This is a genomic window from Streptomyces sp. NPDC058308, assembly GCF_042880275.1.
Classification (GTDB): Bacteria; Actinomycetota; Actinomycetes; order Streptomycetales; family Streptomycetaceae; genus Streptomyces.
Map to the genome: position 1 here is coordinate 212,967 of NZ_JBHVZA010000007.1, position 25,389 is coordinate 238,355.

Annotated in this window: 24 protein-coding genes and 1 pseudogene; 9 read left to right on the top strand and 16 right to left on the bottom strand. The window is 70.8% G+C overall.

Features of this window, described 5'->3' with window-relative positions; all coding sequences use genetic code 11:
* Positions 1 to 28: 28 nt before the first annotated feature.
* Positions 29 to 217 (bottom strand): hypothetical protein, encoded by a 189-nt coding sequence (locus ACFVYL_RS12750; RefSeq protein WP_389714989.1) that lies wholly within the window; start codon positions 215 to 217, stop codon positions 29 to 31.
* 77 nt (positions 218 to 294) lie between these two features.
* Entirely contained in the window at positions 295 to 666 is a 372-nt protein-coding gene (locus ACFVYL_RS12755) for an ATP-binding protein (protein WP_389714991.1), read from the bottom strand.
* Between the two features lie 244 nt (positions 667 to 910).
* On the opposite strand from ACFVYL_RS12755, the gene ACFVYL_RS12760 reads away from it, so the two are divergent.
* Both ACFVYL_RS12760 and ACFVYL_RS12765 read left to right on the top strand, forming a co-directional pair.
* Positions 911 to 1,774 carry a Scr1 family TA system antitoxin-like transcriptional regulator gene (locus ACFVYL_RS12760; RefSeq protein ID WP_389714992.1) on the top strand — a complete coding sequence of 288 codons (864 nt, stop codon included), beginning with the start codon at positions 911 to 913 and terminating at the stop codon, positions 1,772 to 1,774.
* Entirely contained in the window at positions 1,774 to 2,016 is a 243-nt protein-coding gene (locus ACFVYL_RS12765; RefSeq protein WP_389714994.1) for a DUF397 domain-containing protein, read from the top strand. The genes ACFVYL_RS12760 and ACFVYL_RS12765 overlap by 1 nt, the downstream gene beginning before the upstream one ends.
* A gap of 6 nt (positions 2,017 to 2,022) precedes the next feature.
* Here ACFVYL_RS12765 and ACFVYL_RS12770 read toward each other — a convergent pair whose 3' ends face one another.
* On the bottom strand, positions 2,023 to 3,447 hold the full coding sequence (locus tag ACFVYL_RS12770; RefSeq protein WP_389714996.1) for an MFS transporter: 1,425 nt from the start codon (positions 3,445 to 3,447) through the stop codon (positions 2,023 to 2,025).
* Between the two features lie 397 nt (positions 3,448 to 3,844).
* Between ACFVYL_RS12770 and ACFVYL_RS12775 the strand changes: the two genes are divergently transcribed.
* Complete coding sequence (locus tag ACFVYL_RS12775; protein ID WP_389714998.1) at positions 3,845 to 4,735, top strand: helix-turn-helix transcriptional regulator; 891 nt, start codon at positions 3,845 to 3,847, stop codon at positions 4,733 to 4,735.
* A 58-nt stretch (positions 4,736 to 4,793) separates the two neighbouring features.
* Here the strand turns inward: ACFVYL_RS12775 and ACFVYL_RS12780 are convergent, their stop codons facing one another.
* Both ACFVYL_RS12780 and ACFVYL_RS12785 read right to left on the bottom strand, forming a co-directional pair.
* A complete protein-coding gene (locus ACFVYL_RS12780) occupies positions 4,794 to 6,455 on the bottom strand; it encodes an alpha/beta hydrolase (RefSeq protein WP_389715000.1) in 1,662 nt (553 codons plus the stop codon).
* Between the two features lie 118 nt (positions 6,456 to 6,573).
* A complete protein-coding gene (locus ACFVYL_RS12785; RefSeq protein WP_389715001.1) occupies positions 6,574 to 7,851 on the bottom strand; it encodes an acetyl-CoA C-acetyltransferase in 1,278 nt (425 codons plus the stop codon).
* A gap of 72 nt (positions 7,852 to 7,923) precedes the next feature.
* Between ACFVYL_RS12785 and ACFVYL_RS12790 the strand changes: the two genes are divergently transcribed.
* Both ACFVYL_RS12790 and ACFVYL_RS12795 read left to right on the top strand, forming a co-directional pair.
* The gene (locus ACFVYL_RS12790) at positions 7,924 to 9,237 is read left to right on the top strand and encodes a 3-oxoacyl-ACP reductase (RefSeq protein ID WP_389715003.1); all 1,314 of its coding nucleotides are present in this window, start codon (positions 7,924 to 7,926) and stop codon (positions 9,235 to 9,237) included.
* A gap of 875 nt (positions 9,238 to 10,112) precedes the next feature.
* The gene (locus ACFVYL_RS12795) at positions 10,113 to 11,003 is read left to right on the top strand and encodes a MaoC/PaaZ C-terminal domain-containing protein (protein ID WP_389715005.1); all 891 of its coding nucleotides are present in this window, start codon (positions 10,113 to 10,115) and stop codon (positions 11,001 to 11,003) included.
* Here the strand turns inward: ACFVYL_RS12795 and ACFVYL_RS12800 are convergent.
* From ACFVYL_RS12800 to ACFVYL_RS12820, 5 genes are all read right to left on the bottom strand, one after another.
* Positions 10,939 to 11,565 (bottom strand): TetR/AcrR family transcriptional regulator, encoded by a 627-nt coding sequence (locus tag ACFVYL_RS12800; RefSeq protein ID WP_389715007.1) that lies wholly within the window; start codon positions 11,563 to 11,565, stop codon positions 10,939 to 10,941. The two genes, ACFVYL_RS12795 and ACFVYL_RS12800, sit on opposite strands and share 65 nt — an antisense overlap.
* Before the next feature lie 184 nt (positions 11,566 to 11,749).
* The gene (locus ACFVYL_RS12805) at positions 11,750 to 13,129 is read right to left on the bottom strand and encodes a dicarboxylate/amino acid:cation symporter (RefSeq protein WP_389715008.1); all 1,380 of its coding nucleotides are present in this window, start codon (positions 13,127 to 13,129) and stop codon (positions 11,750 to 11,752) included.
* Positions 13,130 to 13,562: 433 nt separating this feature from the next.
* Positions 13,563 to 13,880: a DUF4229 domain-containing protein gene (locus ACFVYL_RS12810; protein WP_389715010.1), complete on the bottom strand. Its 318-nt coding sequence runs from the start codon at positions 13,878 to 13,880 to the stop codon at positions 13,563 to 13,565.
* A 201-nt stretch (positions 13,881 to 14,081) separates the two neighbouring features.
* Complete coding sequence (gene mqnE, locus ACFVYL_RS12815) at positions 14,082 to 15,245, bottom strand: aminofutalosine synthase MqnE (RefSeq protein ID WP_389715012.1); 1,164 nt, start codon at positions 15,243 to 15,245, stop codon at positions 14,082 to 14,084.
* 95 nt (positions 15,246 to 15,340) lie between these two features.
* A complete protein-coding gene (locus tag ACFVYL_RS12820) occupies positions 15,341 to 15,796 on the bottom strand; it encodes an Lrp/AsnC family transcriptional regulator (protein WP_389715098.1) in 456 nt (151 codons plus the stop codon).
* 132 nt (positions 15,797 to 15,928) lie between these two features.
* On the opposite strand from ACFVYL_RS12820, the gene ACFVYL_RS12825 reads away from it, so the two are divergent.
* Complete coding sequence (locus ACFVYL_RS12825) at positions 15,929 to 16,054, top strand: hypothetical protein (protein WP_389715101.1); 126 nt, start codon at positions 15,929 to 15,931, stop codon at positions 16,052 to 16,054.
* An 83-nt stretch (positions 16,055 to 16,137) separates the two neighbouring features.
* On the opposite strand, the gene ACFVYL_RS12830 is transcribed toward ACFVYL_RS12825, so the two are convergent.
* The 3 genes from ACFVYL_RS12830 to ACFVYL_RS12840 are packed head-to-tail and all read right to left on the bottom strand — an operon-like array spanning position 16,138 to position 19,194.
* The gene (locus ACFVYL_RS12830) at positions 16,138 to 16,812 is read right to left on the bottom strand and encodes a UbiX family flavin prenyltransferase (protein WP_389715014.1); all 675 of its coding nucleotides are present in this window, start codon (positions 16,810 to 16,812) and stop codon (positions 16,138 to 16,140) included.
* A 25-nt stretch (positions 16,813 to 16,837) separates the two neighbouring features.
* The gene (mqnP, locus tag ACFVYL_RS12835; protein ID WP_389715015.1) at positions 16,838 to 17,740 is read right to left on the bottom strand and encodes a menaquinone biosynthesis prenyltransferase MqnP; all 903 of its coding nucleotides are present in this window, start codon (positions 17,738 to 17,740) and stop codon (positions 16,838 to 16,840) included.
* Entirely contained in the window at positions 17,737 to 19,194 is a 1,458-nt protein-coding gene (locus tag ACFVYL_RS12840; RefSeq protein ID WP_389715017.1) for a menaquinone biosynthesis decarboxylase, read from the bottom strand. Before ACFVYL_RS12840 ends, mqnP begins: the two co-directional genes overlap by 4 nt.
* 89 nt (positions 19,195 to 19,283) lie before the next feature.
* On the opposite strand from ACFVYL_RS12840, the gene ACFVYL_RS12845 reads away from it, so the two are divergent.
* Positions 19,284 to 19,616, top strand: a complete 333-nt coding sequence (locus tag ACFVYL_RS12845; RefSeq protein ID WP_389715019.1) for a PLD nuclease N-terminal domain-containing protein — start codon at positions 19,284 to 19,286, stop codon at positions 19,614 to 19,616.
* A 6-nt stretch (positions 19,617 to 19,622) separates the two neighbouring features.
* Positions 19,623 to 20,513: pseudogene (locus ACFVYL_RS12850) on the top strand (LysR family transcriptional regulator); the annotation flags it as partial.
* Here ACFVYL_RS12850 and ACFVYL_RS12855 read toward each other — a convergent pair.
* The gene (locus ACFVYL_RS12855; protein WP_389715021.1) at positions 20,416 to 21,381 is read right to left on the bottom strand and encodes a DMT family transporter; all 966 of its coding nucleotides are present in this window, start codon (positions 21,379 to 21,381) and stop codon (positions 20,416 to 20,418) included. The pseudogene ACFVYL_RS12850 and the gene ACFVYL_RS12855 sit on opposite strands and share 98 nt — an antisense overlap.
* 121 nt (positions 21,382 to 21,502) lie before the next feature.
* Between ACFVYL_RS12855 and ACFVYL_RS12860 the strand changes: the two genes are divergently transcribed.
* The gene (locus ACFVYL_RS12860; protein ID WP_389715023.1) at positions 21,503 to 22,438 is read left to right on the top strand and encodes an isopenicillin N synthase family dioxygenase; all 936 of its coding nucleotides are present in this window, start codon (positions 21,503 to 21,505) and stop codon (positions 22,436 to 22,438) included.
* A 107-nt stretch (positions 22,439 to 22,545) separates the two neighbouring features.
* On the opposite strand, the gene ccsB is transcribed toward ACFVYL_RS12860, so the two are convergent.
* A complete protein-coding gene (gene ccsB, locus ACFVYL_RS12865; protein ID WP_389715025.1) occupies positions 22,546 to 23,643 on the bottom strand; it encodes a c-type cytochrome biogenesis protein CcsB in 1,098 nt (365 codons plus the stop codon).
* Positions 23,640 to 25,388 carry a cytochrome c biogenesis protein ResB gene (locus ACFVYL_RS12870; protein ID WP_389715027.1) on the bottom strand — a complete coding sequence of 583 codons (1,749 nt, stop codon included), beginning with the start codon at positions 25,386 to 25,388 and terminating at the stop codon, positions 23,640 to 23,642. Before ACFVYL_RS12870 ends, ccsB begins: the two co-directional genes overlap by 4 nt.
* Between the last annotated feature and the right edge of the window lies 1 nt (position 25,389).

Here is a 25,389-nt window from a genome sequence, read left to right on the forward strand (position 1 = left end):
GCAGGCAGAAGGGGCGCCCGACCGGGGCTCAGACCCCCGGGCCGCCCATGTTCTGGTTCCTGGCGTTGACCCCGCCCATCCCCTGCGCGAGCCCCTGCGCCGCCGCACCGCGCTCCACCGCGCCGCGCTCCCCGGAGCCGCCCCGGCGCCGCAGGACGACCAGGCAGGCAGCGATCACTGCCGCGGCCACGACCAGTACGGAAACGATGATGAGCATGTGGTCCTCTTCCCCCGTCGGTCCGGAGGGACCACGCCGTGACCCCTCCACTACCCCCAGTCTCACCCGTCACCCCGTCATTGCGATAGCCCGCTTTCCGCCCCGGTGCCCCCGGGCCGGTACGGAAGCTCCGCCCAGACGGTCTTGCCCGCCCTTCGCTCGTCGACGCCCCAGGCCGCGGCGAGCGCTCCGACCAGGCACAGGCCTCGGCCGCCCGCTCCGTCGGGGGCGGGGTGCTTCCGCGCCTGCGGCCATCGCTCTCCGCGCGCGTCCGCGACCTCGATACGGAGCATGGCTTCCGCCTTCCGCTGAAGGAGCCGGAGCTCGAAGTCCCGGCCGGGCACGCAACCGTGCGTCACCGCGTTGGCCGCGAGCTCGGCGACGATCTGCGCGGCGGCGTCGGAGACCGCGCTGCCGTGCGGGAGGCCCCAGAGGTCCAGTTGGTGCACGGTGAGGCGCCGGGCGAGGCGGGCGCCTCGGGGGGGTGGGGCTGAGGAGTTGCCGGAAGGCGCCCAGGCGCTCCGGGGCGTCCAACCCGTTTAGGGGGGTGGAGATTTGAGTTTCCATGTCACCGAGCGTGGCGGGCGGGTTCTACGCTGGCCAGGCACGACGCCAAGACGCCGGGTGCGTGTACGAGTACGTGAGCTCGGCTGTACGAGGCGTCGACCGTGACCACGCGAGGACGGTACGGGCATGGCGGGTACAGATCGTGAGGAACGACCGGAGCGGCCTTCCGAGACGGACGGCACGGCCCATCTCTTCAGCGCCCTGGGCAAACAGATCAAGGTGCTTCGCGAACACGCGGGGTTGAGCCAACGGGAGCTCGGCAAGGCAGCGCACTGCGGGGAGGCGCTGATCTCTTCGATAGAGCGCGGCGTACGGACACCGCAGCCCGAATTCTTGCGCCGGGTGGATGAGTTGCTCGACGCGAGAGGCGTGCTGGCCGCTGCGGCCGACGACGTACGGGAAGCGCAGGCGAAGGCGCGGACGAGACATCCGGAGTGGTACCGGAGCTACGCCGGGTTGGAGGCTGATGCCGTCGAGCTGTACGACTACAGCTCCATGGCCGTACTCGGCCTCCTCCAGACCGAGGAATACGCGCGGGCCGTCTTCACTCAGCGGCGGCCACCTCTGGACACCGGGACTATCGAGAAACGGGTTGCCGACCGGCTCTCGCGTCAGCAGATCTTCGAGCAATGGCCGCCGCCGGAGTTCAGCTTCGTCATGGAGGAGTCCGTATTGCGCCGACCCATCGGCGGTAAAACGGTCCATGCAGAGCAGCTCCGGCATCTTCTGCGCATCGAACAGATGCGCACAGTTCAGTTGCAGGTGATGCCGACGGACCGCGATGAACATCCCAGCCTCGGCGGCTCGTTCACCCTGCTGACACCGAGGGGTCGGGAGCCGGTGGCGTACATGGAGACGCAGGGGTACCCCCGGCTCATCACCGACCGGGAAGAGGTCCGCATCATCGCCCTCCGCTATGGGATCATCCGAACTCATGCCCTCAACCCCCAGGAGTCCCGGGCTCTGATTGCGAAGATGCTGGGAGATTGATGAACACCGAGCAGCTCCACTGGTTCAAGAGCAGCTACAGCGACGGCGAAGGCGGCCAATGCCTCGAAGTCGCCTACCCCTGGCGGAAGTCGAGCTACAGCAGCGAAGGTGGTGGCGAATGCGTAGAGCTATCGCCCTGCCCCCACGCCATCCACGTACGTGACTCCAAGAGCCTCGATGGCCCCGCCCTCACCATCTCGCCCACCCCCTGGTCCCGCTTCCTCGCGTACGCCACGGCCTGACCGCCGTCAGTCCCGGGGAAGCAGCCACGCCGCGAGAGCCGTGGTGACGCACAGCACCGTGCCCACGACCACGAGACCCGTGTGCATACCGGCGAGGGAGAACCCGGCGTCGTCGCCGCCGCTGCCCGCGAGGAGCGCGCCGAAGAGGGCGACGGACATCGCTCCGCCGGTCTGGCGAAGGGAGTTGAGGAGTCCGGAGGCCGTGCCCGCGCGCTCGCCGGGGACGCTGTCCATGAGCTGCGCGGTCAGGGCCGGGACGGCGAACGCGCCGCCGAGGCCGGTCGGCACGAGCAGGAGAAGGACGAGCCACAGCGGGGTCTCGGCGCTCAGCGGGACGAGGACGAACATGGCAAGGGCGAGGATCGCCTGCCCGAGCACGATGACCCGGCGCCGCCCGAACCGCTCGGCGGCGCGGGGCGATACGAGATTGGTCCCCGTGATGAACACCGCGAGCGGCACGAACATCAGGCCCGCCTCGACGCCCGACATGCCGCGCAGCTGCTGGTAGTAGAGGCCGAGGAGGAAGGTCACGCCGTAGAACCCGGCGTTCACCGCGAAGCCGACCGCGAGGGCGACCCCGACCTGCCGCTGCCGCAGCAGACCGAGCGGAACCATGGGCTCGGCGTGCCGCTTCTCGGCGGCGTGGAAGGCGAAACCGGAACCGAGAGCCACGGCGAAGGCGGCGAGCACGGGCGCGCTCGTCCACCCCAGGTGCCCGCCCTCGATGACCGCGAACGCGAGCCCGGCGAGGGTGAGGACGGCGGTCGCCTGACCCGCGAGATCGAGGGGCGCGGGGCGGCGGGGAGAGCGGGCGGTGCGGGCGAGGAGCGCGAGGATCACGGCGCCCACGGGCAGGTTGAGCAGGAAGACGGCACGCCACCCCGCGCTCTCCGTAAGGACCCCGCCGAGCACGGGCCCGACCGCGACGGCCGCGGAACCGCCGACCGTCCACAGCGCGATGGCGCGGGCGCGGCGGCGCGGGTCGTCGTAGGCCTGCCGGATCAGCGCGAGCGAGGCGGGCATCACGATCGCGGCGCCCGCGCCCTGCACGACGCGCGCCGCGATCAGCGCGCCGATGCCCGGCGCGAGGGCGCAGGCCAGCGAGGCGAGGGTGAAGAGCCCGACACCCCACACGTACGCCCGCCGCGCCCCCGCCCGGTCGGCGAGCGCCCCGGCGGACAGCATCAGCGCGGCGAACATGAGGGTGTACGCGTCCACGACCCACTGCAGTCCCGCCATGCCGCCGTGCAGGGTGGCGCGGATGTCGGGCAGCGCGATGTTCACGGCGGTGACGTCGATGGTGATGACGGTGAAGCCGAGGAGCGAGGCGACGAGAGCGAGGGCGGCGGAAGAGGATCGCGGGGCGTCGGTCCGGTTCCGGACGGGGGAAGCGGGGGGAGTGGGGGGAGGGGACAGCACGGGGGCAGACATGGGGCTCCTACGAGGAGGGAGTCGCGTCGCGGAGCGACGGGGTGATCGGGTTCGCGGTGGTGCGGAGCAACGGGCGGGTGGGTGGGGGAAAGCCGCCGCGGAGCGGCGAAGAACAGCCGCGGAGCGGCGGAGAACCCCCGTCGCGGAGCGGCGAAGAGAAACGGCACGGACGGCAGCCGGCACCGACCGAGAAACGGCACAGACGGCGGCCGGCACCGACCACCGCACCGCGGCCCGGTGACATCGCACCCCCTGGGTCACGGTGGCCGGGCCACCCGCACAACCCTCACTCTCCCGGGCGGCAGCCCCCCGTGGGAGGCCGCACCTCACCGGGGTCCCGCGTTCCTGGCCCTGACACGGCCCCCCACGCCGGACACCGACCAGGGACAATGACTGGATGACGGACAGTACGGCGCCAGCTCCCGCCCCCACCGCCAAGGCCACCGGCACCAGCACCGGCACCGGCACCGGTACCGAGCTGGGCCGGTACCTCCGAGCCCGGCGCGCCAGGGTCACCCCGGCCGAGGCGGGCCTCCCCGCGGGCACCGGCCTGCGCCGCACCCCGGGCCTGCGCCGCGAGGAGCTCGCCACGCTGGCCGGTGTGAGCGTCGACTACTACACGCGTCTGGAGCGCGGCCGCGAGGCGAACCCGTCCCCCGCCGTCATCGACGCCCTGGCCCGCGCCCTGCGCCTGACGGGCGACGCCCACGACCGCCTGCGCGATCTGGCCGAGCTGGCCTCGGGCCGCCTCACGGAACCGCACCCCACGGCCGACCACACGGTCCGCGAGTCCACCCTGCGCATGCTGGAGGCGCTGGCCCCGCTGCCCGCGTACGTGGTGAGCAGGCACAGCTACATGCTGGCCGCCAACGCCCCCGGCAGGGCGCTGCTCCCGGGCCTGTGGGACTGGCCGGACGAGCAGCGCAACGTCGTGCGCTACCTCTTCCTGCACCCCGTGGGCCGGGTGCTGTACCGGCCCTGGGAGGAGACGGTCGCCAAGTCGGTGTCACACCTGCGCGCGATCGCCGGCACGGACACCGACTCGCCCCAGCTGACGAACCTGGTCGGCGAACTCCTCCTGAAGTCGCCGGACTTCGCCCGCATCTGGGAGCGGTACGACGTGAGCGAGCGCGGGGGCGGCACCAAGTCGTTCGAGCACCCGAAGGTCGGCGCGATGACCCTCACGTACGAGGTGATGAAGCTGGCGCGGTCGGGCGACCAGCGCATGGTGGTCTATCAGGCCCCGCCGGACACCCCGGACGAAAAGGCGATGCTCGACCTGGCCTGACGCGGCCCGCCCGTACCCGGCACTCCCCCCACCGCCCACCTCACCCCATCACCCCGCCTCACTCCGCGGCGCAGGAGCTCCCGGTCTTCGGCGTCTCCCCGTACAGCAGGAACCCGTCCACCTTGTCCTGCACGCACTTGGAGCCGAGGTAACCGGTGTGCCCGTCGCCCTTGTTGTCGAGGACGACGGCCTGCGAGCCGAGCCGACGCGCGGTCTCCTCCGTCCACCGGTACGGCGTGGCCGGGTCGCCCCGCGTGCCGACGAGCAGCATCTTGGGCGTCTGTACGTCCCGTACGTCCTCACGGATGTAGCTGGTCCCCGCGGGCCGGCCGAAGCACAGCAGCACCGGCATCAGCATCGACTTGCCGAAGACCGGCGAGGCCTCCTCGAACTGCTTCTGCAGCTTGCCGACTTCCTTCTCGATGTGCGCGGCGTCGGGCCGGTCGGGGTCGTCGGCGCAGTTCACGGCCATGAGGGCGGCGGACAGATTGTCCGGAGGAACCTCCTGCCCGGCACCGGCCGCACGGACCGGCCCTTGCCCGGCACCGGCCGCATGAACCGGCCCCTGCCCGGCACCTGCCGCACGGACCGGCGAAGGCACCGGAAGCCCGCCGCCGCCCGGGAGCACCCCGCCCGGCAGCCCGCCGCTCATCCGGATCAGCGCCCGCGGGTCCCCGTCGGCGAGCAGCGCCCCCAGGGCCTGCGAGAGCGCGGGCCAGGCCTGCCTGCTGTACAGGGCCTGGCTCAGGACGCCGACGACGTCCTGCCCGGTGAACTGCTGGCCGTCCATGGACTGGAGCGGCATCGCGTCCATCTGCCGAACAATTTTGACCATGCTCTGCCGTGCGGTGCGGGAGTCGGTGCCGAAGACGCAGCCGGCGTTCCCGGTGCACCAGGTGAGGAAGTTGTCGAGGGCGGTCTGGCGCCCCTCGACGGTCGCGAGGGACTGTGCGGCGACGGGCTCGGTCAGCGTGTCCACGCCGTCGAGGGTCATCCGCCCGACCTTCTGGGGAAACTGGGCGGCATAGACGGCGCCGAGCCGCGTCCCGTAGGAGAACCCCAGGTAGTTCAGCTTCTTGTCGCCGAGGGCCTGCCGCATGACGTCCATGTCGCGGGAGACGTTGACGGTCCCCATGTGCGGCAGGACGGGCCCGGACTTGGCCTCGCACTCCTTGGCGACCTTGCGCAGCTCCCGCAGGACCGCGGCCGCGTCGTCCGAGTCCTCCGTGGTGGGGTCGGCGTTGCCCGCCGCGTCGCCGCAGCTGACCGGCTCGCTCTGGCCGACGCCGCGCGGGTCGAAGGAGACGATGTCGTAGTCCTTGCTCAGGAAGCTGAACTCCTTCTGCGCGCCGGCGAGCGCGGAGACGCCGGGCCCGCCGGGTCCGCCGAAGTTCAGCAGCAGGGATCCGCGGGGTCTGCCGCTCGCGCTGGACTTCAGCCGGATCATCGCGACGTCGACGGTCCCCGCGGCGGGCTTCGCGTAGTCGAGCGGGACGCTCACGTGCCCGCACCGGACGTCCTTGGCCCCTTCCGAGGCCTCGGCCACGGCTTCGGTATCGCCCTTGCAGGCGACCCATTTGATCTTCTGCGTGTAGTAGCGCGACAGGTCGGGCCGTCCGCCGCCGTCATCGGCGACGGTGGCGCCCGACGCCACGCCCGGCGCACCCGTTCCCACGACGACCAGCACGGTGACACCGGCTATCGCACAGGCTCCACGCACGGCAACCTCCCAGGGTGTGGCCCCTCGCTCACCCTAAGGGCGGCCCGCGGCCCTCGCCCGTTCAGCGCAAGGTCACCGTACGCGCACGCCCATTACTCCACGTGACGGCCGCCCCTCGTCAGTCCCGCTCAAGGATCGCGGTGACTCCCTGCCCGCCCGCCGCACAGATGGAGATCAGTCCGCGCCCGGGCCGCCCCCGCTCGGCGAGGAGCTTGGCGAGGGTGGCGACGATGCGCGCACCGGTCGCCGCGAACGGGTGACCGGTGGCGAGCGACGACCCGGCGACGTTCAGCCGCGCCCGGTCCACGGCGCCGTGCCCCTGCTTCTCCCAGGCGGCGAGCGTGGCGAGCACCTGCGAGGCGAAGGCCTCGTGCACCTCCACGAAGTCGAAGTCGCCGAGTCCGAGGCCGGCCCGCTCCAGCATCCGGGGCACGGCGTACGCGGGCGCCATCAGCAGCCCGTCCTCACCCCCGGCGACATCACCGTCGACGAAGTCGACCGCGGCGCTCTCGCAGGCGGTGAGGTACGCGAGCGGTGCGAGCCCCCGCCCGGCGGCCCACTCCTCGCTGCCCAGCAGGGCGACGGCGGCGCCGTCCGTCAGCGGGGTGGAGTTGCCCGCGGTCATGGTCGCGCCGGGTGCGTCAGCCCCGAACACGGGCTTCAGCCGGGCGAGCTTCTCCACCGTCGATCCGGGCCGCAGGTTCTGGTCCCTCGCGAGCCCGCGGAACGGTACGACGAGATCGTCCAGGAACCCCCGCTCGTACGCGGCCGCGAGCCGCTGGTGGCTGAGCGCCGCGAGCTCGTCCTGTGCCTCGCGCGTGATGCCCCACTTCCGCGCGGTCACCGCGGCGTGCTCGCCCATGGAGAGCCCGGTGCGCGGCTCGGCGTTGCGCGGGACGTCCGGTACGAGGTGCCGTGGCCGCACCCGCCCCAGGGCGCGCAGCCGACCGCCCACCGACGTGGCCCGCCGTGCCGCGAGCAGGATCCGCCGCAGCTCGTCGTTGACCCCGAGCGGAGCGTCGCTCGCGGTGTCGGATCCCCCGGCGATCCCCGACTCGATCTGCCCGAGCATGACCTTGTTGGCGACGGCGACGACGGCCTGAAGGCCGGTCCCGCACGCCTGTTGAAGGTCGTACGCGGGCGTACGGGAGTCCAGGGCGGACCCGAGCACGACCTCCCGGGCGAGGTTGAAGTCCCGGCTGTGCTTGAGCACGGCACCGGCGACGAACTCCCCCACGTCTCCCGCGCCTTGGAGGTCATATCGCTCGACCAGACCGTCGAGGGCGGCGGCCAGCATGTCCTGATTCGAGGCGGTGGCGTACGGCCCGTCGGAGCGGGCGAAAGGAATGCGGCTGCCGCCGACGACGGCGACGCGGCGCACAGAGGGACGACTCATGTCTCGACCAGCTCCTGACCCCTGAGTAACCTTACTCCGAAGTAAATTTACGACCGAGCTGGGAGTTGGACAATGGCCGACCGCTACCTGACCTTCGCCACCACCGGCCCCGGCCGCTTCCTCACCCGCCACCTGGGCCTGCCCCAGCCGGCCCAACTGCACCGCCACTCTCCAGAACACCCCACCCTGGACGGCGAGTTGCTCCTGCTCACGGCGGGCAAGTCCACCTACCCGGCCGACCTGCCCACGCTCCTCACCTCAGCGGGCCACACGATCGCCTCAACCACCCACCACCCCACGGCAGTTGTGCTTGACGCCACAGCGGTGACCGACGTCGAGACCCTCTCCGAGGTGCACACGGCCCTCCACCCCGTGGTCCGCGAGGTGGCGGAGAACGGCCGCGTCGTGATCCTCGGCAGCCCGCCCGACCCGGCCGACCACCACCAGGCCGCCGCCCAGCAGGCGCTCGAAGGCTTCGTACGCTCCCTCGCCAAGGAGCTCGGCCGCGGCCGCACCGCCACACTCGTCCGCGTCACCGGCCCGATCGCCACCGCCGAGCCGACCCTGCGCTTCCTGCTCTCCCCCAAGTCCGCCTACGTCACCGGCCAGATCATCCAGACCGGCCCCGCCGAGACGCTCGCCGCCCCCGCCGACTGGGACCGGCCCCTGGCCGGGCGCACCGCCCTGGTGACGGGCGCGGCGCGCGGCATCGGCGAGGCGGTCGCGGAGGTCCTGACCCGCGACGGCGCCACGGTGACGCTCCTCGACGTCCCCTCGGCCCAACAGGACCTGACCCGCGTGGCCGGCCGGCTGGGCGGCTCGGCACTGCCGCTCGACATCACGGCGCCCGACGCCGGCGACCGCATCGCCGCGGCGCTGCCCGACGGCCGGCTCGACATCCTCGTCCACAACGCAGGCATCACCCGCGACCGCAAGCTCGCCAACATGGCGCGGGAGCGCTGGACGTCGGTCCTCGACGTGAACCTCGCCGCGGTCCTCGCCACGACGGACGCGCTCCTCAAGGCCGGGGCGTTCAGCCCCGGCGGCCGGATCATCGCCACCGCCTCCATCGCGGGGATCGCGGGCAACGCGGGCCAGACGAACTACGCCGCGAGCAAGGCGGGCATCGTCGGCCTCGTCCGCTCGCTCGCTCCGCGGGCGCTCGCGGAGCACGGGGTGACGGTCAATGCGGTGGCCCCCGGCTTCATCGAGACGAGGATGACGGCCGCGGTGCCGCTGCTCATCCGCGAGGCGGGGCGCCGCATGAACTCCCTCGGGCAGGGGGGCCTTCCCGTCGACGTGGCGGAGACGACGTCGTGGCTGGCGCAGGGAGGTGTCAACGGCCAGACGGTACGGGTGTGCGGGCAGAGCCTTCTCGGCTCGTGAGTGGCCGTTGCACTCGGCTCAGGCAGGGACATCTCCCCCCGCCCCCTCCGACGGCCCAACCAGCAGCCCCGCCGCTCCGCGACGGATTGGACCGGGGGGTGGGTATCCCCCCCCCCGCTTCCCCCTGCGGGCCCAAACAGGGCCGAGCCCGCCGCTCCGCGGCGGAGGGGGCCGGGGGGTGGGTGGGTGTCTCCCCCGCTTCCCCGCTCGCGGTACGAACAGGACCGCCGCTTCGCGGCGGAGTTATCCCACCCACCCACCCGTTTGCCCCGCGACGTATGGCGGGAGTAGGGGCGGGTGGGTGGGGGGCTGGGGGGCGCCGTGACCATCCGCGGGAGTAGGGGCGGGGGGTGGGGTTTGCCGTGACCATCTGCGGGAGTAGGGGTGGGGACGTTTGCCTCGCGACGGGGCGCAGGAGTATGGGCGGGGCCTTTACCCCGCGACGTACGGCGGGAGTCGGAGCTGGGGCCTTTACCCCGCCACGAGCCGCAGGAGTAAGGGCCCGGGCCTTTACCCCGCCACATACGACGGGAGTCGGAGCTGGGGCCTTTGCCCCGCCACGGGCCGCAGGAGTGAGGGTGGGGGCGTTTGCCCCGCAACGTACGGCGGGAGTCGGAGTGGGGGGCTTTGGCTCGCGATGGGGCGCACGAGGAGGAGTCGGCCGCCCCCACCGGCCTGCCAGGCGCCCGAGCGGCCCGAGGGGGCGTGGGGGTATGTGCGCACGGAGCACCGAGCATGCTCTGGCGTCTTTGTCCGTGCAGCGCGACGCAGGGATGGCGAGTACGCACATACCCCCACGCCCCCGCCCCCCACCACCGGACACAAGGCGCCCCGCCAGCCAACGCGTCCCACCCGCCACCTCACGAAGGACGACCATGCGTACTCCGCTCCCCGCCCTCCTTCTCCGCGCCGCTCTCGCCTCCCCCTTCAAACGCCCCAGCACCCACCCCCCTGCCCGGAACGTCCTCACCACCACACCCACCACCCCCGACCCCCACCACCTCGCCGCGTACAACGCGGTCTGCGGGTACCCCGACCGTGGCGGCACCCTTCCCCTCACCTATCCGCACGTCCTCGCGTTCCCCCTGACCATGCGCCTCATGGCCGCCCGCGACTTCCCGCTCCCCCTCCTGGGCCTCGTGCACACATCCATCGAGATCACCCGGCACCGCCCCCTGCCCGCGACCCAGGAGCTGCAACTCTCCGTCCGGACAGAGAAGTTGACCCCCCACCGGCGCGGCACCGAAGCGACCCTCACCATCGAGGCAGCCTCCCGGGACGGCGAACTCCTCTGGGAGTCCAGCAGCACCTATCTGGCCCGGCACCGACACGGCACACACCAAAGGCCGACCGAAACCCCCACCCCCGCCCCCGCCGGAACGCACTGGCACCTGCCCCCCGACCTGGGCCGCCGCTACGCCTCCGTCAGCGGCGACCGCAACCCCATCCACCTGCACCCGCTCACCGCCCGCCCCTTCGGCTTCCCCCACGCCATCGCCCACGGCATGTGGACCATCGCCCGCTGCACAGCGGAGCACGGAGACGGGAGCGAGGTCGAGAGCGAGGGCGAGGGAGCCACCTACCTCAAGGCGGACTTCAAGGCGCCCGTCCCCCTCCCGTCCACGGTCACGTACACCGCACACGGCAGCTCCGCCTTCGAACTCCGTTCCGCCACGGGCAGACCACACCTCACCGGCGTCCTCACGCGGGAACCCAGCGCCGCCCCTCCATCAGACCCCCAAGCCCCGCCCACGCGAAGTTCATGAGCGTCGCCGCCGCCTCCTTCGCGGAGACGGAGCCGTCCGTGTTGGCCCAGCCGGCCAGCGACTCCGCCGCACCGACCAGCGCCTGCGCGAGCCCCGCGACCTCGCGGTCGGGCAGGGAGGGGTCGCCGTGCGCCGAGCGCGCCGCGTCCGCGATCAGCGACGTCACGAAGGCGACGATCTCCTCCCGCATCGCGGCGACCTCGGCCGCGAACGGCTCCCCCTGGGTCCGCGCCTGGCTGTGCAGCACGGCCCAGCCGTCGGGCCGCTCGGCGGTGTGCGAGAAGAACGCCCGCAGCCCGTCCCACAGCTGCCGGTCCGCGGGCTCCCCCGCGAGGGCGGCTCCGCTCGCCCCCTCCCGCACCGCGGCGACGAGCGCGGCGGCCTCACGCCGGATGCACGCGCTGAAGAGCTCTTCCTTGGAGTTCAGATACAGATACACGAGCGGCTTGGAGACACCGGCGAGCTCCGCGATCTCATCCATGGACGCCGCCCGGTACCCCCGCTGCCCGAACGTCCGCACCGCCGCGTCCAGCATCTGCCGCTCACGCACGGCTCGCGGCATTCTCTTCTGCCGCCGCTTCTCGCCCACCCCGGCCCCCGCCCTCTTCACGCTGTCCGTTCAGACGTCAGCGTACGGTCAACGGGCGCCGGGGCACGATTAACGGAGACGGCCGAAGCCCCGTCCCGGAGTGATCCGGGCCGGGGCTTCGGCGAAACGACGAGCGACGCACAACGCGCAACGCCGCTCAGGCCGCAGCAGCCACAGGCCGCGACGAGGACGACGCCCTGTCGAAGTCGTCCTCCAGCTCGTCGAGCGGCGAGGCCGACGCGTTCTCGTACGCCTCGCGATCGAGGATGTTCTCGCGGGCGGCGACGATCACGGGAACCAGCGCCTGCCCTGCGACGTTGGTCGCGGTGCGCATCATGTCGAGGACCGGGTCGATGGCGAGGAGCAGACCCACGCCCTCCATCGGCAGACCGAGCGTGGAGAGGGTCAGCGTCAGCATGACCGTGGCGCCCGTGAGGCCCGCCGTGGCCGCCGAACCGACGACCGACACGAAGGCGATGAGCAGGTACTCCTTGATGCCCATGTGCACGTCGAAGATCTGCGCGACGAAGATCGCGGCGATGGCCGGGTAGATGGCGGCGCAGCCGTCCATCTTCGTCGTGGCGCCGAAGGGCACCGCGAACGACGTGTACTCCTTCGGGACGCCGAGGCGCTCGGTGACCTTCTGGGTGATCGGCATGGTGCCGACCGAGGAGCGGGAGACGAAGGCCAGCTGGATGGCGGGCCAGGCACCCTTGAAGAACTGGAGCGGGTTGACCTTGGCGACGAAGGCGAGCAGCAGCGGGTAGACGCCGAAAAGGACCAGGGCGCAGCCGATGTAGATGTCGGCGGTGAACGTCGCGTACTTGCTGATGAGGTTCCAGCCGTAGTCCGCGATGGCGAAGCCGATGAGGCCGATGGTGCCGATCGGGGAGAGCTTGATGACCCACCACAGCGCCTTCTGCAGGAGGGCGAGGACGGACTCGCTCAGCTCCAGGATCGGCTGGGCCTTGTCGCCGATCTTCAGCACGGCGACGCCGGCGACGGCGGCCATGAAGACGATCTGCAGGACGTTGAGCTGGGTGAACGGCGTGACGACGTCCGTCGGGATGATGCCGGTGAGGAAGTCGATCCAGGAGCCCGCGTGGTCGGGGGCCTTGCCGTCCTTCGGGGTGAGGCCGGTGCCGGAGCCGGGGTTGGTGAGCAGGCCGATGGCGAGGCCGATGGCGACCGCGATCAGCGACGTGATCATGAACCACAGCAGGGTGCGGGTGGCGAGCCGCGCGGCGTTGTTGACCTTCCGCAGGTTGGTGATCGACACCAGGATCGCGAAGAAGACGAGCGGGGCGACCGCCAGCTTCAGGAGCCCGATGAAGGTGTCGCCGACCTTGGAGAGGGTGGTGACGAGCCAGTCGACGTCCTGGTTGCGGGCGATCCAGCCGAGCAGGACGCCCAGGACCAGGCCGCCGAGGATCTGCGCCCAGAAGGGGATCTTGAGGAACTTGGGTATCCGGAAGCCGGTCTTGGGCTTCTCGGGTCCGCTCGCCTGGTCGGCGGGCGTGGCGGAATTCGCGGACACGGACACACTCCGGTGAGGTGAGTCAGGGGGTGGGGGACGTACGGGAGCGGCGACCGCGAAGGGTCAGCAGTGCCGCTGCGGCGGGGGTCACGTTCAGATGTGACAGGCCGCGGACATGCAGCGGCAGAGGTCGACATGCAGGCGCGCCACGAGCGGGACGCTCATGGCGTGGCGGTGCGCTGCTGCTGTCTTCATGTCGAACACGTTAACACTCGTGCTTTGAGAACATCAAAGGTCTTGTTTGAGGTAAGCGGAATCAACAACCCCATATCACCTCGCAACCCCCACATCACCTCGCGACCCGCGCGTAACCCCCGCCCCAACTCCCCCTCGACGCACAGAACCCCGGCCCCGGAGCGATGAGCTCCGGAACCGGGGTCCCGAGAAGTGTGTGACGAAGCTTACGAGGCTCGCGCCGCGCGAGCCCTTCCGCTTACGAGCCCTGCGCCTGCGTGCGCCCCTGGCCCTGCGAGCGCGCCGCGTCGTCCGCGTCGTCCTCCTGGGTGCGGTTGGCGTCCAGGTTCGCCTTGGCGCGGTCCACCCGGGCGACGACGTCCATCGAGGCGCGGTCGCGCTCCTTGCGGAGGGCCACGAAGCTGATGGGCGCCGAGACGACCAGCGAGAGCAGGAGCACCCACAGCAGGTTCGAGTCGCCGAGGCCACGCGGCAGGATCTCGGAGTAGACGAGGCCCCAGACGACCAAGAAGCAACCCACGAAGATCCCGAGGCGCATCAGCGTGTAGCGGAGCATGTCAATCCACTCTTCCGTTCCGAAATGGGCCCGAGTAGGACGAGCCCCTCCAGTGAAGCATGCAAGGAGGCGCGTCCGGCAAGGGGGTGAGGCCCTCGCGCGGAACGTCAGCCGCTCGGGAACCGGAGCGTCGCCGCTCGGGGAACCGGAGCGTCAGCCACTCGGGGAACCGGAGCGTCAGCCACTCGGGGAACCGGCCACTCAGACCCGCATGGCCTGCGGCGTCTCCCGCAGCATCGGGTCGGGACCCTCGTACTCGCGGATCGACTCGTAGCGCGTGTTCCGCTCGACCGGGCGGAAGCCCGCCTCGCGGATCAGGTCGAGGAGGTCCTCGCGGGTCAGCTTGTTCGGGGTGCCGAAGTTGTCCGCGTCGTGCGTGATCTTGTACTCGACGACGGAGCCGTCCATGTCGTCCGCGCCGTGCTGGAGGGCGAGCTGCGTCGTCTGCAGGCCGTGCATGACCCAGAAGACCTTGACGTGCGGGACGTTGTCGAAGAGGAGACGCGAGACCGCGAAGGTCTTCAGGGCCTCGGCGCCCGACGCCATGGTCGTCCGCGCCTGGAGGCGGTTCCTGACCTTGCCGTCCTTCATGTCCACGAAGTCGTGCTGGTAGCGCAGCGGGATGAAGACCTGGAAGCCGCCGGTCTCGTCCTGGAGTTCGCGCAGGCGAAGGACGTGGTCGACCCGGTGACGGCGCTCCTCGATGTGGCCGTACAGCATCGTGGAGGGGGTCTTCAGACCCTTCTCGTGCGCGAGGCGGTGGATGCGCGACCAGTCTTCCCAGTGGGTGCGGTGGTCGACGATGTGCTGACGCACCTCCCAGTCGAAGATCTCCGCGCCGCCGCCGGTGAGGGACTCCAGACCGGCCTCGATCAGCTCGTCGAGGATGTCGGACGCCGACATCCCCGAGATCGTCTCGAAGTGGTGGATCTCCGTCGCGGTGAAGGCCTTCAGGGAGACGTTCGGCAGCGCCTTCTTGAGCTCGCTCAGCGAACGCGGGTAGTAGCGCCACGGCAGGTTCGGGTGCAGGCCGTTGACGATGTGCAGCTCGGTGAGGTTCTCGCCCTCCATCGCCTTGGCGAGGCGGACGGCCTCCTCGATGCGCATGGTGTACGCGTCCTTCTCGCCCGGCTTGCGCTGGAACGAGCAGTACGCGCACGACGCGGTGCACACGTTGGTCATGTTGAGGTGGCGGTTGACGTTGAAGTGCACGACGTCGCCGTTCTTGCGCGTGCGCACCTCGTGGGCGAGGCCGCCGAGCCAGGCGAGGTCGTCCGACTCGTAGAGGGCGATGCCGTCCTCACGGGACAGCCGCTCACCGTCCCGGACCTTCTGCTCAAGATCGCGCTTGAGACCTGCGTCCATGCCCTCGCCCTTACCTCTCCCAGCGACCCACGACCTACGACCTACGACAAACTCCGCCAACCGTACTCCCCCGCCCCGCAGGTCCAGGGCGGGGCCTACTCCTCTTCCGGGAGCTCCCCGACGCGGTTCTCCCACTTGGTGGAGAGCACGATCGTCGTACGGGTCCGTGAGACGCCCCGGGTGCCGCTGAGCCGGCGGATCGTCTTCTCCAGACCGTCCACGTCGGTGGCCCTGACCTTGAGCATGTACGAGTCGTCGCCCGCGATGAACCAGCAGTCCTCGATCTCGTGCAGGTCCTTCAGGCGCCGCGCCACGTCCTCGTGGTCGGCCGCGTCGGAGAGCGAGATGCCGATGAGGGCGATGACGCCGAGGCCGAGCGAGGCGGAGTCGACGGTGGCGCGGTAACCCGTGATGACACCGGCCGCTTCGAGGCGGTTGATCCGGTCCGTGACGCTGGGCCCGGAGAGGCCCACGAGCCGCCCGAGTTCGGCGTACGAGGCGCGGCCGTTCTCCCGCAGGGCCTGGATGAGCTGCCTGTCCACGGCGTCCATAGGTGCGATGCCTTTCATTATTCAGCGATACCGCGAGTCTATGTGTAGAATCTAAGGCGTAACAGGGTCTAGCCCCTGTGAATCTTTCTCAATCTCAGCCGATCAACGACGATCCTTCAGGAGTGAGTCACCGTGTACTCGATCGAGATGGCCTACGCCCGGATGCGCGAGCTTCAGGACCTGGCCAACCGCTCGCGTGCGAACGTTGCGGCGCCGCGGAAGGCCACCCGGAAGCTGCGGGGCGCCAAGAAGCGGTAGTCCCACCGTGGGGGTGGGGGGCGGTGCCGACTGCGGGTTCGTCTTGGTTGCTCGCGCGGTTCCCCGCGCCCCTTCGGGGGCGCTCAGTCGGCACTGGAAGCGCCCCCCAGCTCCCCTTTCCACCGGCGGTACAGCTCGTGCGGCACCCGCGCCGCGTCGAGCACCCGCCCGGCGACGAAGTCCACCAGATCCTGGATGTGCGTCGCCCCCGCGTAGAACGCCGGAGAGGCGGGCAGCACGATCGCGCCCGCCTCGTCCAGGCTCACCAGGTGCTTCAGCGTCTGCCCGTTCAGCGGTGTCTCGCGTACGCAGACCACGAGCCGTCGGCCTTCCTTCAGCGTCACGCTCGCCGACCGCTGCAGCAGGTCCTTCGAAAGTCCGAGCGCCACCCCGGCCACGCACGCCGTGGACGCCGGCACGATCAGCATCCCCTTCGTCGCGTACGAACCCGAGGAAGGCCCCGCCGCCAAGTCACCGGCGGCCCAGTACCGCACGTCCGACACATCGGCGTCGAACACACCCGGCTTGCCGTCCGCGCCGCGCCCCAGCCACTGCCGCAGGTCGTCCCGCCAGTGCGCGTCCCGGAACGCGATGCCCGTCTCGTCGAGCAGCGTCAGACGCGAGGCACGCGAGACGACGAGGTCCACGCTCTCGCCCGCTGTCAGCAGAGCACGCAGGACCGCGGCGGCGTACGGAGTGCCCGAGGCGCCCGACACCCCCACGATCCAAGGCCTACGCTCTGTATCTCCTGGGTTCACGCTGTGAAGCCTATCCGGCGGTGTTTCAGACAGTGAGGCCGCGTACGAGCAGGTCGAGTAGCGCGCACGCGAACAGGGCGATCCCGATGAAACCGTTCACCTGGAAGAAGGCGCGGTTCAGCCGGGACAGGTCGTGCGGCTTCACGATCGAGTGCTCGTAGACGAAGGCGCCCGCGACGACCGCGAGGCCGAGCCAGAAGAACCCGCCCGCGTCGGTGGACGCCGCGTACCAGACGAAGAGCGCCGTGGTCACCAGGTGACAGGCGCGGGCGCCCCAGATGGCGGCCGGGATGCCGAACCGCGCGGGCACCGACTTCACGCCGACCTCGCGGTCGGTCTCCACGTCCTGGCAGGCGTAGATCAGGTCGAAGCCGCCGATCCAGATGCCGACCGCAAGGCCGAGGATGACCGCCCGGCCCGACCACTCGCCGGTGATCGCGATCCAGGCGCCGACCGGGCCCATCGCCTGGGCCAGGCCGAGGATCGCCTGCGGGAAGTTCGTGAACCGCTTGCCGTACGGATAGACCACCATCGGGATCACCGCGACGGGCGCGAGCGCCAGGCAGAGCGGGTTGAGCAGGGCCGCCGAGCCGAGGAAGACCACGAGCGCGATCAGCGCGCCGGTCCACGCGGACTTCACCGACACCGCGCCCGTGACCAGTTCGCGGTGCGCGGTCCTCGGGTTACGGGCGTCGATCTCGCGGTCGATGATCCGGTTCGCGGCCATCGCGAAGGTCCGCAGGCCCACCATGCAGACGGTGACGAGGAGCAGGCGCCCCCAGTGGATGTTCTCGTCAAGGCGGTACATCGCCGTCAGCGCGGCGATGTAGGCGAAGGGCAGCGCGAACACCGAGTGCTCGATCATGACCAGGCGCAGGAACGCCTTGGTGCGGCCGGGCCGCGGCAGCGCGGCGGAGGCTGAACTCACAGCCCGTACTCCTTCCAGCGGCGGTCGACCTTCGACGCCGTCTCCGGGTCGGACTCGACCATGTTCGGCCAGCCCCCGTCCCGGGTGTAGCCCTCCTCGGGCAGCTTCTTCGTCGCGTCGATGCCTGCCTTGCCGCCCCAGAACTGCTGGTAGGAGGCGTGGTCGAGGTGGTCGACGGGGCCTTCGGCCACCGTCAGGTCGCGCGCGTAGTCCGTGTTGCCGAGTGCGCGCCAGGACACCTCGTGCAGGTTGTGCACGTCGCAGTCCTTGTCCACGACCACGATCAGCTTGGTCAGCGACATCATGTGGGCGCCCCAGATGGCGTGCATGACCTTCTGCGCGTGCTTCGGGTACTTCTTGTCGATCGAGACGATCGCGCAGTTGTGGAAGCCGCCCGACTCCGGCAGGTGGTAGTCCACGATGTCCGGGACGATCACCTTGAGAAGGGGCAGGAAGAACCTCTCCGTCGCGCGGCCGAGGGGCCCGTCCTCCGTCGGCGGGCGGCCTACCACGATCGACTGGAGCAGCGGACGCCTGCGCATCGTCACGCAGTCGATCTTCAGCGCGGGGAAGTCCTCCTGCGGCGTGTAGAAGCCGGTGTGATCGCCGAAGGGGCCCTCGGGCAGCATCTCGCCCGGCTCCAGCCAGCCCTCGATGACGACCTCGGCGTGCGCGGGGACCTGGAGCGGGACGGTCTTGCAGTCGACCATCTCCACGCGCTTGCCCTGGATGAACCCGGCCAGCATGTACTCGTCCATGTCACCGGGCAGCGGCGCCGTCGACGCGTACGTCACGGCGGGCGGACAGCCGAAGGCGATGGCGACGGGGAGCTTCTCGCCCCTGCGGGCGGCCACCTGGTAGTGGTTGCGGCTGTCCTTGTGGATCTGCCAGTGCATGCCGATGGTGCGCTTGTCGTGGCGCTGCAGGCGGTACAGGCCGAGGTTGCGCACGCCCGTGTCGGGGTCCTTGGTGTGGGTCAGGCCCAGGTTGAAGAAGGAGCCGCCGTCCTCGGGCCAGGTGAAGAGCGCGGGCAGCTGCTCCAGGTCGACGTCGTCGCCGGTGAGGACGACCTCCTGGACGGGCGCGCTGTCCGACTTCACCTTCTTCGGCGGCACGTGCGTCATCGCGCCGAGCTTCCCGAACGCCTCGCGCACCCCGACGAAGCCCTGCGGCAGCTCCGGCTTGAGCAGGCCGCCGATCTTGTCGCTGATCTCGTTGTACGACGTCAGGCCGAGCGCCTTCAACAGGCGGCGGTCCGTCCCGTACACGTTCATGGCCAGGGGCATCGAGGAGCCCTTGACGTTCTCGAAGAGGAGCGCGGGGCCGCCGGCCTTCTGGACGCGGTCGGTGATCTCGCCGACCTCCAGGTACGGGTCGACCTCGGCCTTGATGCGCTTGAGATCGCCCTCGCGGTCCAGTGCCCGGAGCAGGGAGCGAAGATCGTCGTAAGCCATGCGTTCCAGTATCCGGCACCGGCTACCCTGGCCCCGTCACCGGGGGCTCGCACGCTCCTCGCCGCCACCGCTTGGGGGATCGCGCCACCATGCTCAGGTATCTGCCGTTCCTGCTGGTCCTGGCGGTGTGGATCTATGCCTTCATCGATGTCCTGAACACCCCTGAGAAAGAGGTCAGGCATCTGCCCAAGGTGGTGTGGGTCATCATCGTGCTGCTCTTCGGAGAGGTCCTGCTCGGCCCGATCGCCTGGTTCGTCACCGGCAAGGTGCGCCACGCGCCCGGCGCGGGCGGCGGCATCGGCGGGCGCGGCCGCGGGGGCAGCACGCGGTGGGTGGCGCCCGACGACAATCCCGAGTTCCTGAAGTCCCTGCGGGACGAGGACCCGGACAAGAAGCGGCGGGACCAGGGCGACGAGGGCTGAGGGCCGATGGAACTGCGGCTGCTCCAGACCTTCGAGAAGGTCGCCACCGTCCTCAGCTTCACCCGGGCCGCCACCGAGCTGAAGTACGCCCAGTCCAGCGTCACCAGCCATGTCCGCGCCCTGGAGACCTCCCTGGGCACCGAGCTCTTCGACCGGCTCGGCAGCCGGATCCGGCTGACCGAGGCAGGCGAGCGGCTGCTCCCCTACGCCCGGCAGATCATCGAACTCGCCGAGGAGGCACGGACCGCGGTCGTCGGCGCCGAGGAGCCCTCCGGCACGATCGCGGTCGGCACGATGGAGTCCCTGACCTCCTACCGGCTGCCGCCGCTCCTGGAGCTCTTCCACCACCGCTATCCGAAGGTGCGGCTCTCGCTGCGCCCCACGCTCGGCGACGAGACCCGGCAGGCGCTGCGGCAGGGGACGTACGACGTGGGTTTCCTGATGGAGCCCGAGACCGTGCACCAGGGCCTGGAGACCGAGGTCCTCGCCGAGGAGCCGCTGGTCCTGGTCTGCGCCCCGGCCCATCCGCTGGCCGCGGGCGGGGCGCGGGAGCTGACCACGGTGGACCTGGCGTCGGCGCGGCTCGTCGGCACCGAGCCCGGCTGCCCCTACCGGGACCTCTTCGAGGACGAGCTGCGCACGCGGACCGGGGCGCCGCCGCCGTTCATGGAGTTCGGCACCATCGAGGCGACGAAGCAGGGGGTGGCGGGCGGGCTCGGCGTCGCCCTGCTGCCCGCCGTGGCCGTGGCGCGGGAGCTGGCGGCGGGCACGCTCGTGCGCCTTGCGTGGGAGCCGCCGTTCACGCTGTGGACGCAGCTCGCGTGGCGGTCGGGGAAGCGTCTGCCGCCGCAGGTGCGGCTGTTCGTGGAGCAGGCCGTGCGGCTCGTGCGGGAGCAGAGCTCGTCGTCCGGGCCAGGGTGACCTTGAGGCTCGCGAGCACGATCAGCGGGACGCCGAGCGCCTGGACGAGCCCGATGTGGTGGCCGTAGACGGCCCAGTCCGCGACCATCGCGACCGCCGGGTAGGTGAAGGCGAGCACGGCGATCTTGGCGGTGGGCAGCTTCGCGTACGCCGCGTACATCAGGACGTACATCAGGCCGGTGTGGATCACGCCGAGTCCGGCGAGCCAGGCCCATCCCGTGCCGGTGCCGCTCATCGCGCCGAAGTCGGTGAAGGGCAGCAGGAGCGGGATGCCGACGACGACCTGGACGAGGGCGATCAGGTGCGGGCGCACGCCGGTGACGCGCTTGGTGACGAGCGTGGAGAGGGCGTAGAGGACGGCGGCCAGGAGCGCGAGGCCGATGCCCGCGAGCGAGCCCGCGTCGCCGGGGCGCACCCCCGACACCAGCAGGAGGCCCGCGAACGCGGCGGCCAGCCAGCCGAGTTGGGAGCGGGAGAGCCGCTCGCGCAGGACGAGGGCGCTCAGCAGCACGAGGAAGAACGGCTGCGTGTGGTAGACGACGGTGGCCAGGGAGATCGAGGTGGCCTCGTACGCCTTGAAGAGGAACACCCAGTTGAAGACGATGAACACGCCGCCGAGCGCGGCGAGGACGAGCTTCTTGAGGGTGAGGCCGTGGTCGCGGAAGTAGCCGCGGGCGAAGGCGTACGCGCCGAGGGCGAGGGCGCCGAACAGGACGCGGAAGAAGACGACGTTGAAGGCGCTCGCGCCGGATTCGACGACGAAGACGCCGAGGGTGCCGGAGAGCGTCATGGCGGCGGTGAGCTGGGCTGTGCCCCGGTTCTCCAGGGCGTTCCTGTGAGTCATGGAAGGAACGTACGAGCGGCCGTACGTGCTGGTCCACGCGCCAGTGGGGCGTCCTCCCGATGGCCCCATCGGTGCTGCCGATGAGGCCTGACCGCGGGCCCGCACGGGCACGATGACAGGCATGAGCAGCGCATCCCGCATTCCGACGGTCGACCTGCGGCCGTGGCTTTCCGGCGACCCCGAGGCCCGTGCGCGGACGGCACAGACCGTCGACGAGGCCCTGCGCACGGCCGGGTTCCTCCTGCTGACCGGGCACGGCGTCGACCCGGCCCTGCGCGCGGCGATCCGGTCGTCGGCCCGCGGCTTCTTCCACCTGCCCGAGCGGGCGAAGCGGCCGTACGCGGTGAAGGTCGGCGGGCGCGGCTGGCTCGGTCCCGGCGCCGAGGCCAACAGCTACGCGGAGGGCACGGCCGCTCCCCCGGACCTCAAGGAGTCGCTGTCCTTCGCCGCCGACGAGCCGACCGGTGACGCGGCCGTCGACGCGGAGTGGTTCGCGGCGAACACCTGGCCGCAGGAGACGCCCGGGCTGCGGGTGCTGGTGACGACGTATCTGCGTCAGATGCGGTCGCTCTCGGACCGTCTCCTCGAACTCCTGGGCGTGGCCCTTGGCGAGGAGGCGGACTTCTTCACCCGCCACACCGGCCACCCCACCTGGGGCTTCAACATCAACTGGTATCCGGGCCGGGAGAGGGTGGGCGATCCTGCGCCCGGCCAGTTCCGCATCGGCCCGCACACGGACTTCGGCACGGTGACGGTCCTCGACCGGGAGGCGGGGCGGGGCGGGCTCCAGGTCTTCACGGACGAGGACGGCTGGCAGGACGCGCCGTTCGACCCGGCGGCCTTCACGGTCAACATCGGTGATCTGATGGCGCGCTGGACCGGTGGACGCTGGCAGTCCGGCCGCCACCGCGTTCTGCCGCCCCCGGCCGGCCTGCCCGCCGAGGAGCTGATGTCGCTCGTGTACTTCTACGAGTGCGATCCGGGCACGGACGTCCGGGGCGTGGACTCGCACGTGTACCTGCGGGGCCAACTGGACGCGATCACCGTGGAGCCGTGACGTGCCCGCCGGCGCTCCCGCCGCGCCCGCGGTTCGCGTACGGCAAAGGCCGGTTCCCGCGACCTGGGTCACGGGAACCGGCCTTGAGGGGCGGCGGTACGCGGGGGTCAGACCCCGGCGTACGAGTGCTTGCCGGTGACGAAGATGTTCACGCCGTAGTAGTTGAACAGCCAGCAGCCGAAGGCGATCAGCGCCAGGTAGGCGGCCTTGCGGCCCTTCCAGCCGGCCGTCGCGCGGGCGTGCAGGTAGCAGGCGTAGGCGACCCAGGTGATGAAGGACCAGACCTCCTTGGGGTCCCAGCCCCAGTAGCGGCCCCACGCGTCGCCCGCCCAGATCGCGCCCGCGATGATCGTGAACGTCCAGAGCGGGAAGATCGCGGCGTTCAGGCGGTACGAGAACTTGTCGAGCGAGGCCGCCGACGGCAGCCGCTCCAGGACCGACGTGGCGAACCTGCCGGGCTGGCCGCCGCTCTGCAGCTTGGTCTCGTAGCTGTCCCGGAAGAGGTAGAGCAGCGTGCCGACGCCGCCGACGTAGAAGACAGCGCCGCAGAAGATCGCCGTGGAGACGTGGATCCACAGCCAGTACGAGTGCAGGGCGGGGACCAGCTGGTCGCTGTCGGTGTACAGGACGGTGACGGCGAGACCGAGGTCGAGCAGGACCGTCGTGACCAGCGGGAGGCCGAGCCAGGCGATGTTCTTCTTCAGCGCCATAAGGACCAGGTACACGGCGACGGCGACGGTGGAGAAGGTGATGCTGAACTCGTACATGTTGCCCCACGGCGCCCGCTGCACCGACAGGGCGCGGGTGAGCACGCCGCCGAACTCAAGGAGGAACGCGAGGACGGTGAGCGACACGGCGATGCGGCCGTAGAGGTCGCCCTTCTCGTCGCCCGCGGCGGCGCCGGGCCCGTCCGGCACGTCCCGGGTGCCGGCCACGGACCGGGTGACGACCTTGGGCCGCTCCAGGGTGGCGGTGCCGCCCGCGGCCTTGACGGTGACGGCGGGCGCGGCGGCCGCGGCGGCGGCCTTGCTCGGCGTGAGCGCGGCCGCGGTGCGGGCGACCTTGCTGCGGCTGCCGAAGAGCCACTCCGCCATGTGTGCGAAGAAGGCCAGGAGGTAGACGGCCATCGCGGAGTAGATCAGCACGTTGCTGATGTGCGCGAGGTTCTCGTTGGGCTCGGCGGCCAGGGTGGCGGCGAGATTCACTTCTCAGCCCCTTCGGCAGGTACGACATCGGGGTCGGAGTCGGAGGAGGCTTCCTCGTCCGGGTCTGGCTGGGGCGCCGTCGGCGCCCGGTCGTGCAGCTGGGCGGCGAGCTGGGAGAGCTCCTCGGGCACCTTGGCGGACTCGCTGCGGCCGAGGCCCGCCATCTCGACGACGGTGACGCCGTCGGCGCCCTTCACCGCCCGTACCCATACGCGGCGGCGCTGGATGAACAGCGACCCCGCGAGACCGGCGACGGCGGCGATCGCGCCGCCGAGCGCCCATCCGGTGCCGGGCTGCTGGGAGATCTGGAAGGTCGCCCACTCCTTGAGGTCCTTCTCGAAGGTGATCGACCCGGCGCCGTTCGGGAGCTTCATGGTCTCGCCGGGGCGCAGCCGCTGCTTGAACAGCTCGCCGTCGGCGCCCTTGAACTTCGTCATCTTGCGGGTGTCCAGCTGGTACACGTTCTGCGGGATGCCCGCGTCGACGCCCAGGCTGCCGTGGTACGCGGACAGCGCGAGCACCGGGTAGTCGGCGGCGGGGAACTGCGAGAACATCTGGCCCTTGCCGACACCCGCGAAGGTCGGCACGAAGAAGGCGTTGAAGCCGAGCTGCTCCTGCTTGCCGTTCTTGTCGCGGTAGCCGTCCATGACCTTGATGGCGCCGGTGGCCGTGCCGTTCTGGTCGATGGGCAGCACCGGCACGGACGCCCGGTAGACGACCTTGCCCTTGCCGTCGCGGACGGTGACGGCGGGGGCGAAGCCGTGGCCGATGAGGTAGACCTTCGAGCCGTCGACCTCGAGCGGCTTGTTGACCTCGATGGACTTCTTCTTCTCGGCGCCGTCGGGGCCTTCGCTGTAGCTGACGTCGGCCCGGTAGGTGCGGGCGGTGCCGCGGTTGGGGCCCGACTTCTCGTACGTGCCGACGAACTTGTCGAGCCGGAAGCTGAACGGTTCCAGGTTCCCGGTGTCGAAGAGGCTGCCGGACTTGAAGTCGTCGTACTGGCTGAGGGTGTTGGAGAAGCCGTCGCCCTCCATGACCAGCTTGCCGCCCTCGGACTTGAGGAGCTGCCCGGCGGCGAACGCGATCAGCATCACGATCAGCGCGATGTGGAACATCAGGTTGCCGACCTCGCGCAGGTACCCCTTCTCGGCGGCGACCGAGCCGCCCGCGCCGGAGCCCGCGGTGTGCACGCGGAAGCGGCGCTGCTTGAGCATCGCGAACGCGGCCTCGTGCACCTGCTCGGGCTCGGCGTCGGTGCGCCACGTCGTGTACGCGGGCAGGCGCGTCAGCTTCCTGGGGGCGCCCGGCGGGCGGCTGCGCAGCTGGCCGACGAACTGCCAGGTGCGGGGCACGATGCAGCCGATGAGGGAGACGAACAGCAGGATGTAGATCGCGGAGAACCACACGGAGCTGTAGACGTCGAAGAGCTGCAGCTTGTCGTAGAGCGGACCGAGCGTGGTGTGCCGGTCCATGAAGTCCTGGACCTTGAGCTCGTCGACGTTGTTCTGCGGGATCAGCGAGCCGGGGATCGCGCCGAGCGAGAGCAGCAGGAGCAGGATCAGCGCGACCCGCATCGAGGTCAGCTGCCGCCAGAACCAGCGCGCCCAGCCGATGACGCCCAGGCGCGGCATGTTGGGCGGCTCGTCCCGTTCCTGCGGGGCGGTCGAGAGCTTGGCGCCGGCGGCGCCGAGGTCGTTCTCCTCACGGGCCTCGGTCGTGCCGTCGGGAGCTTCGGTCTTGCTCATG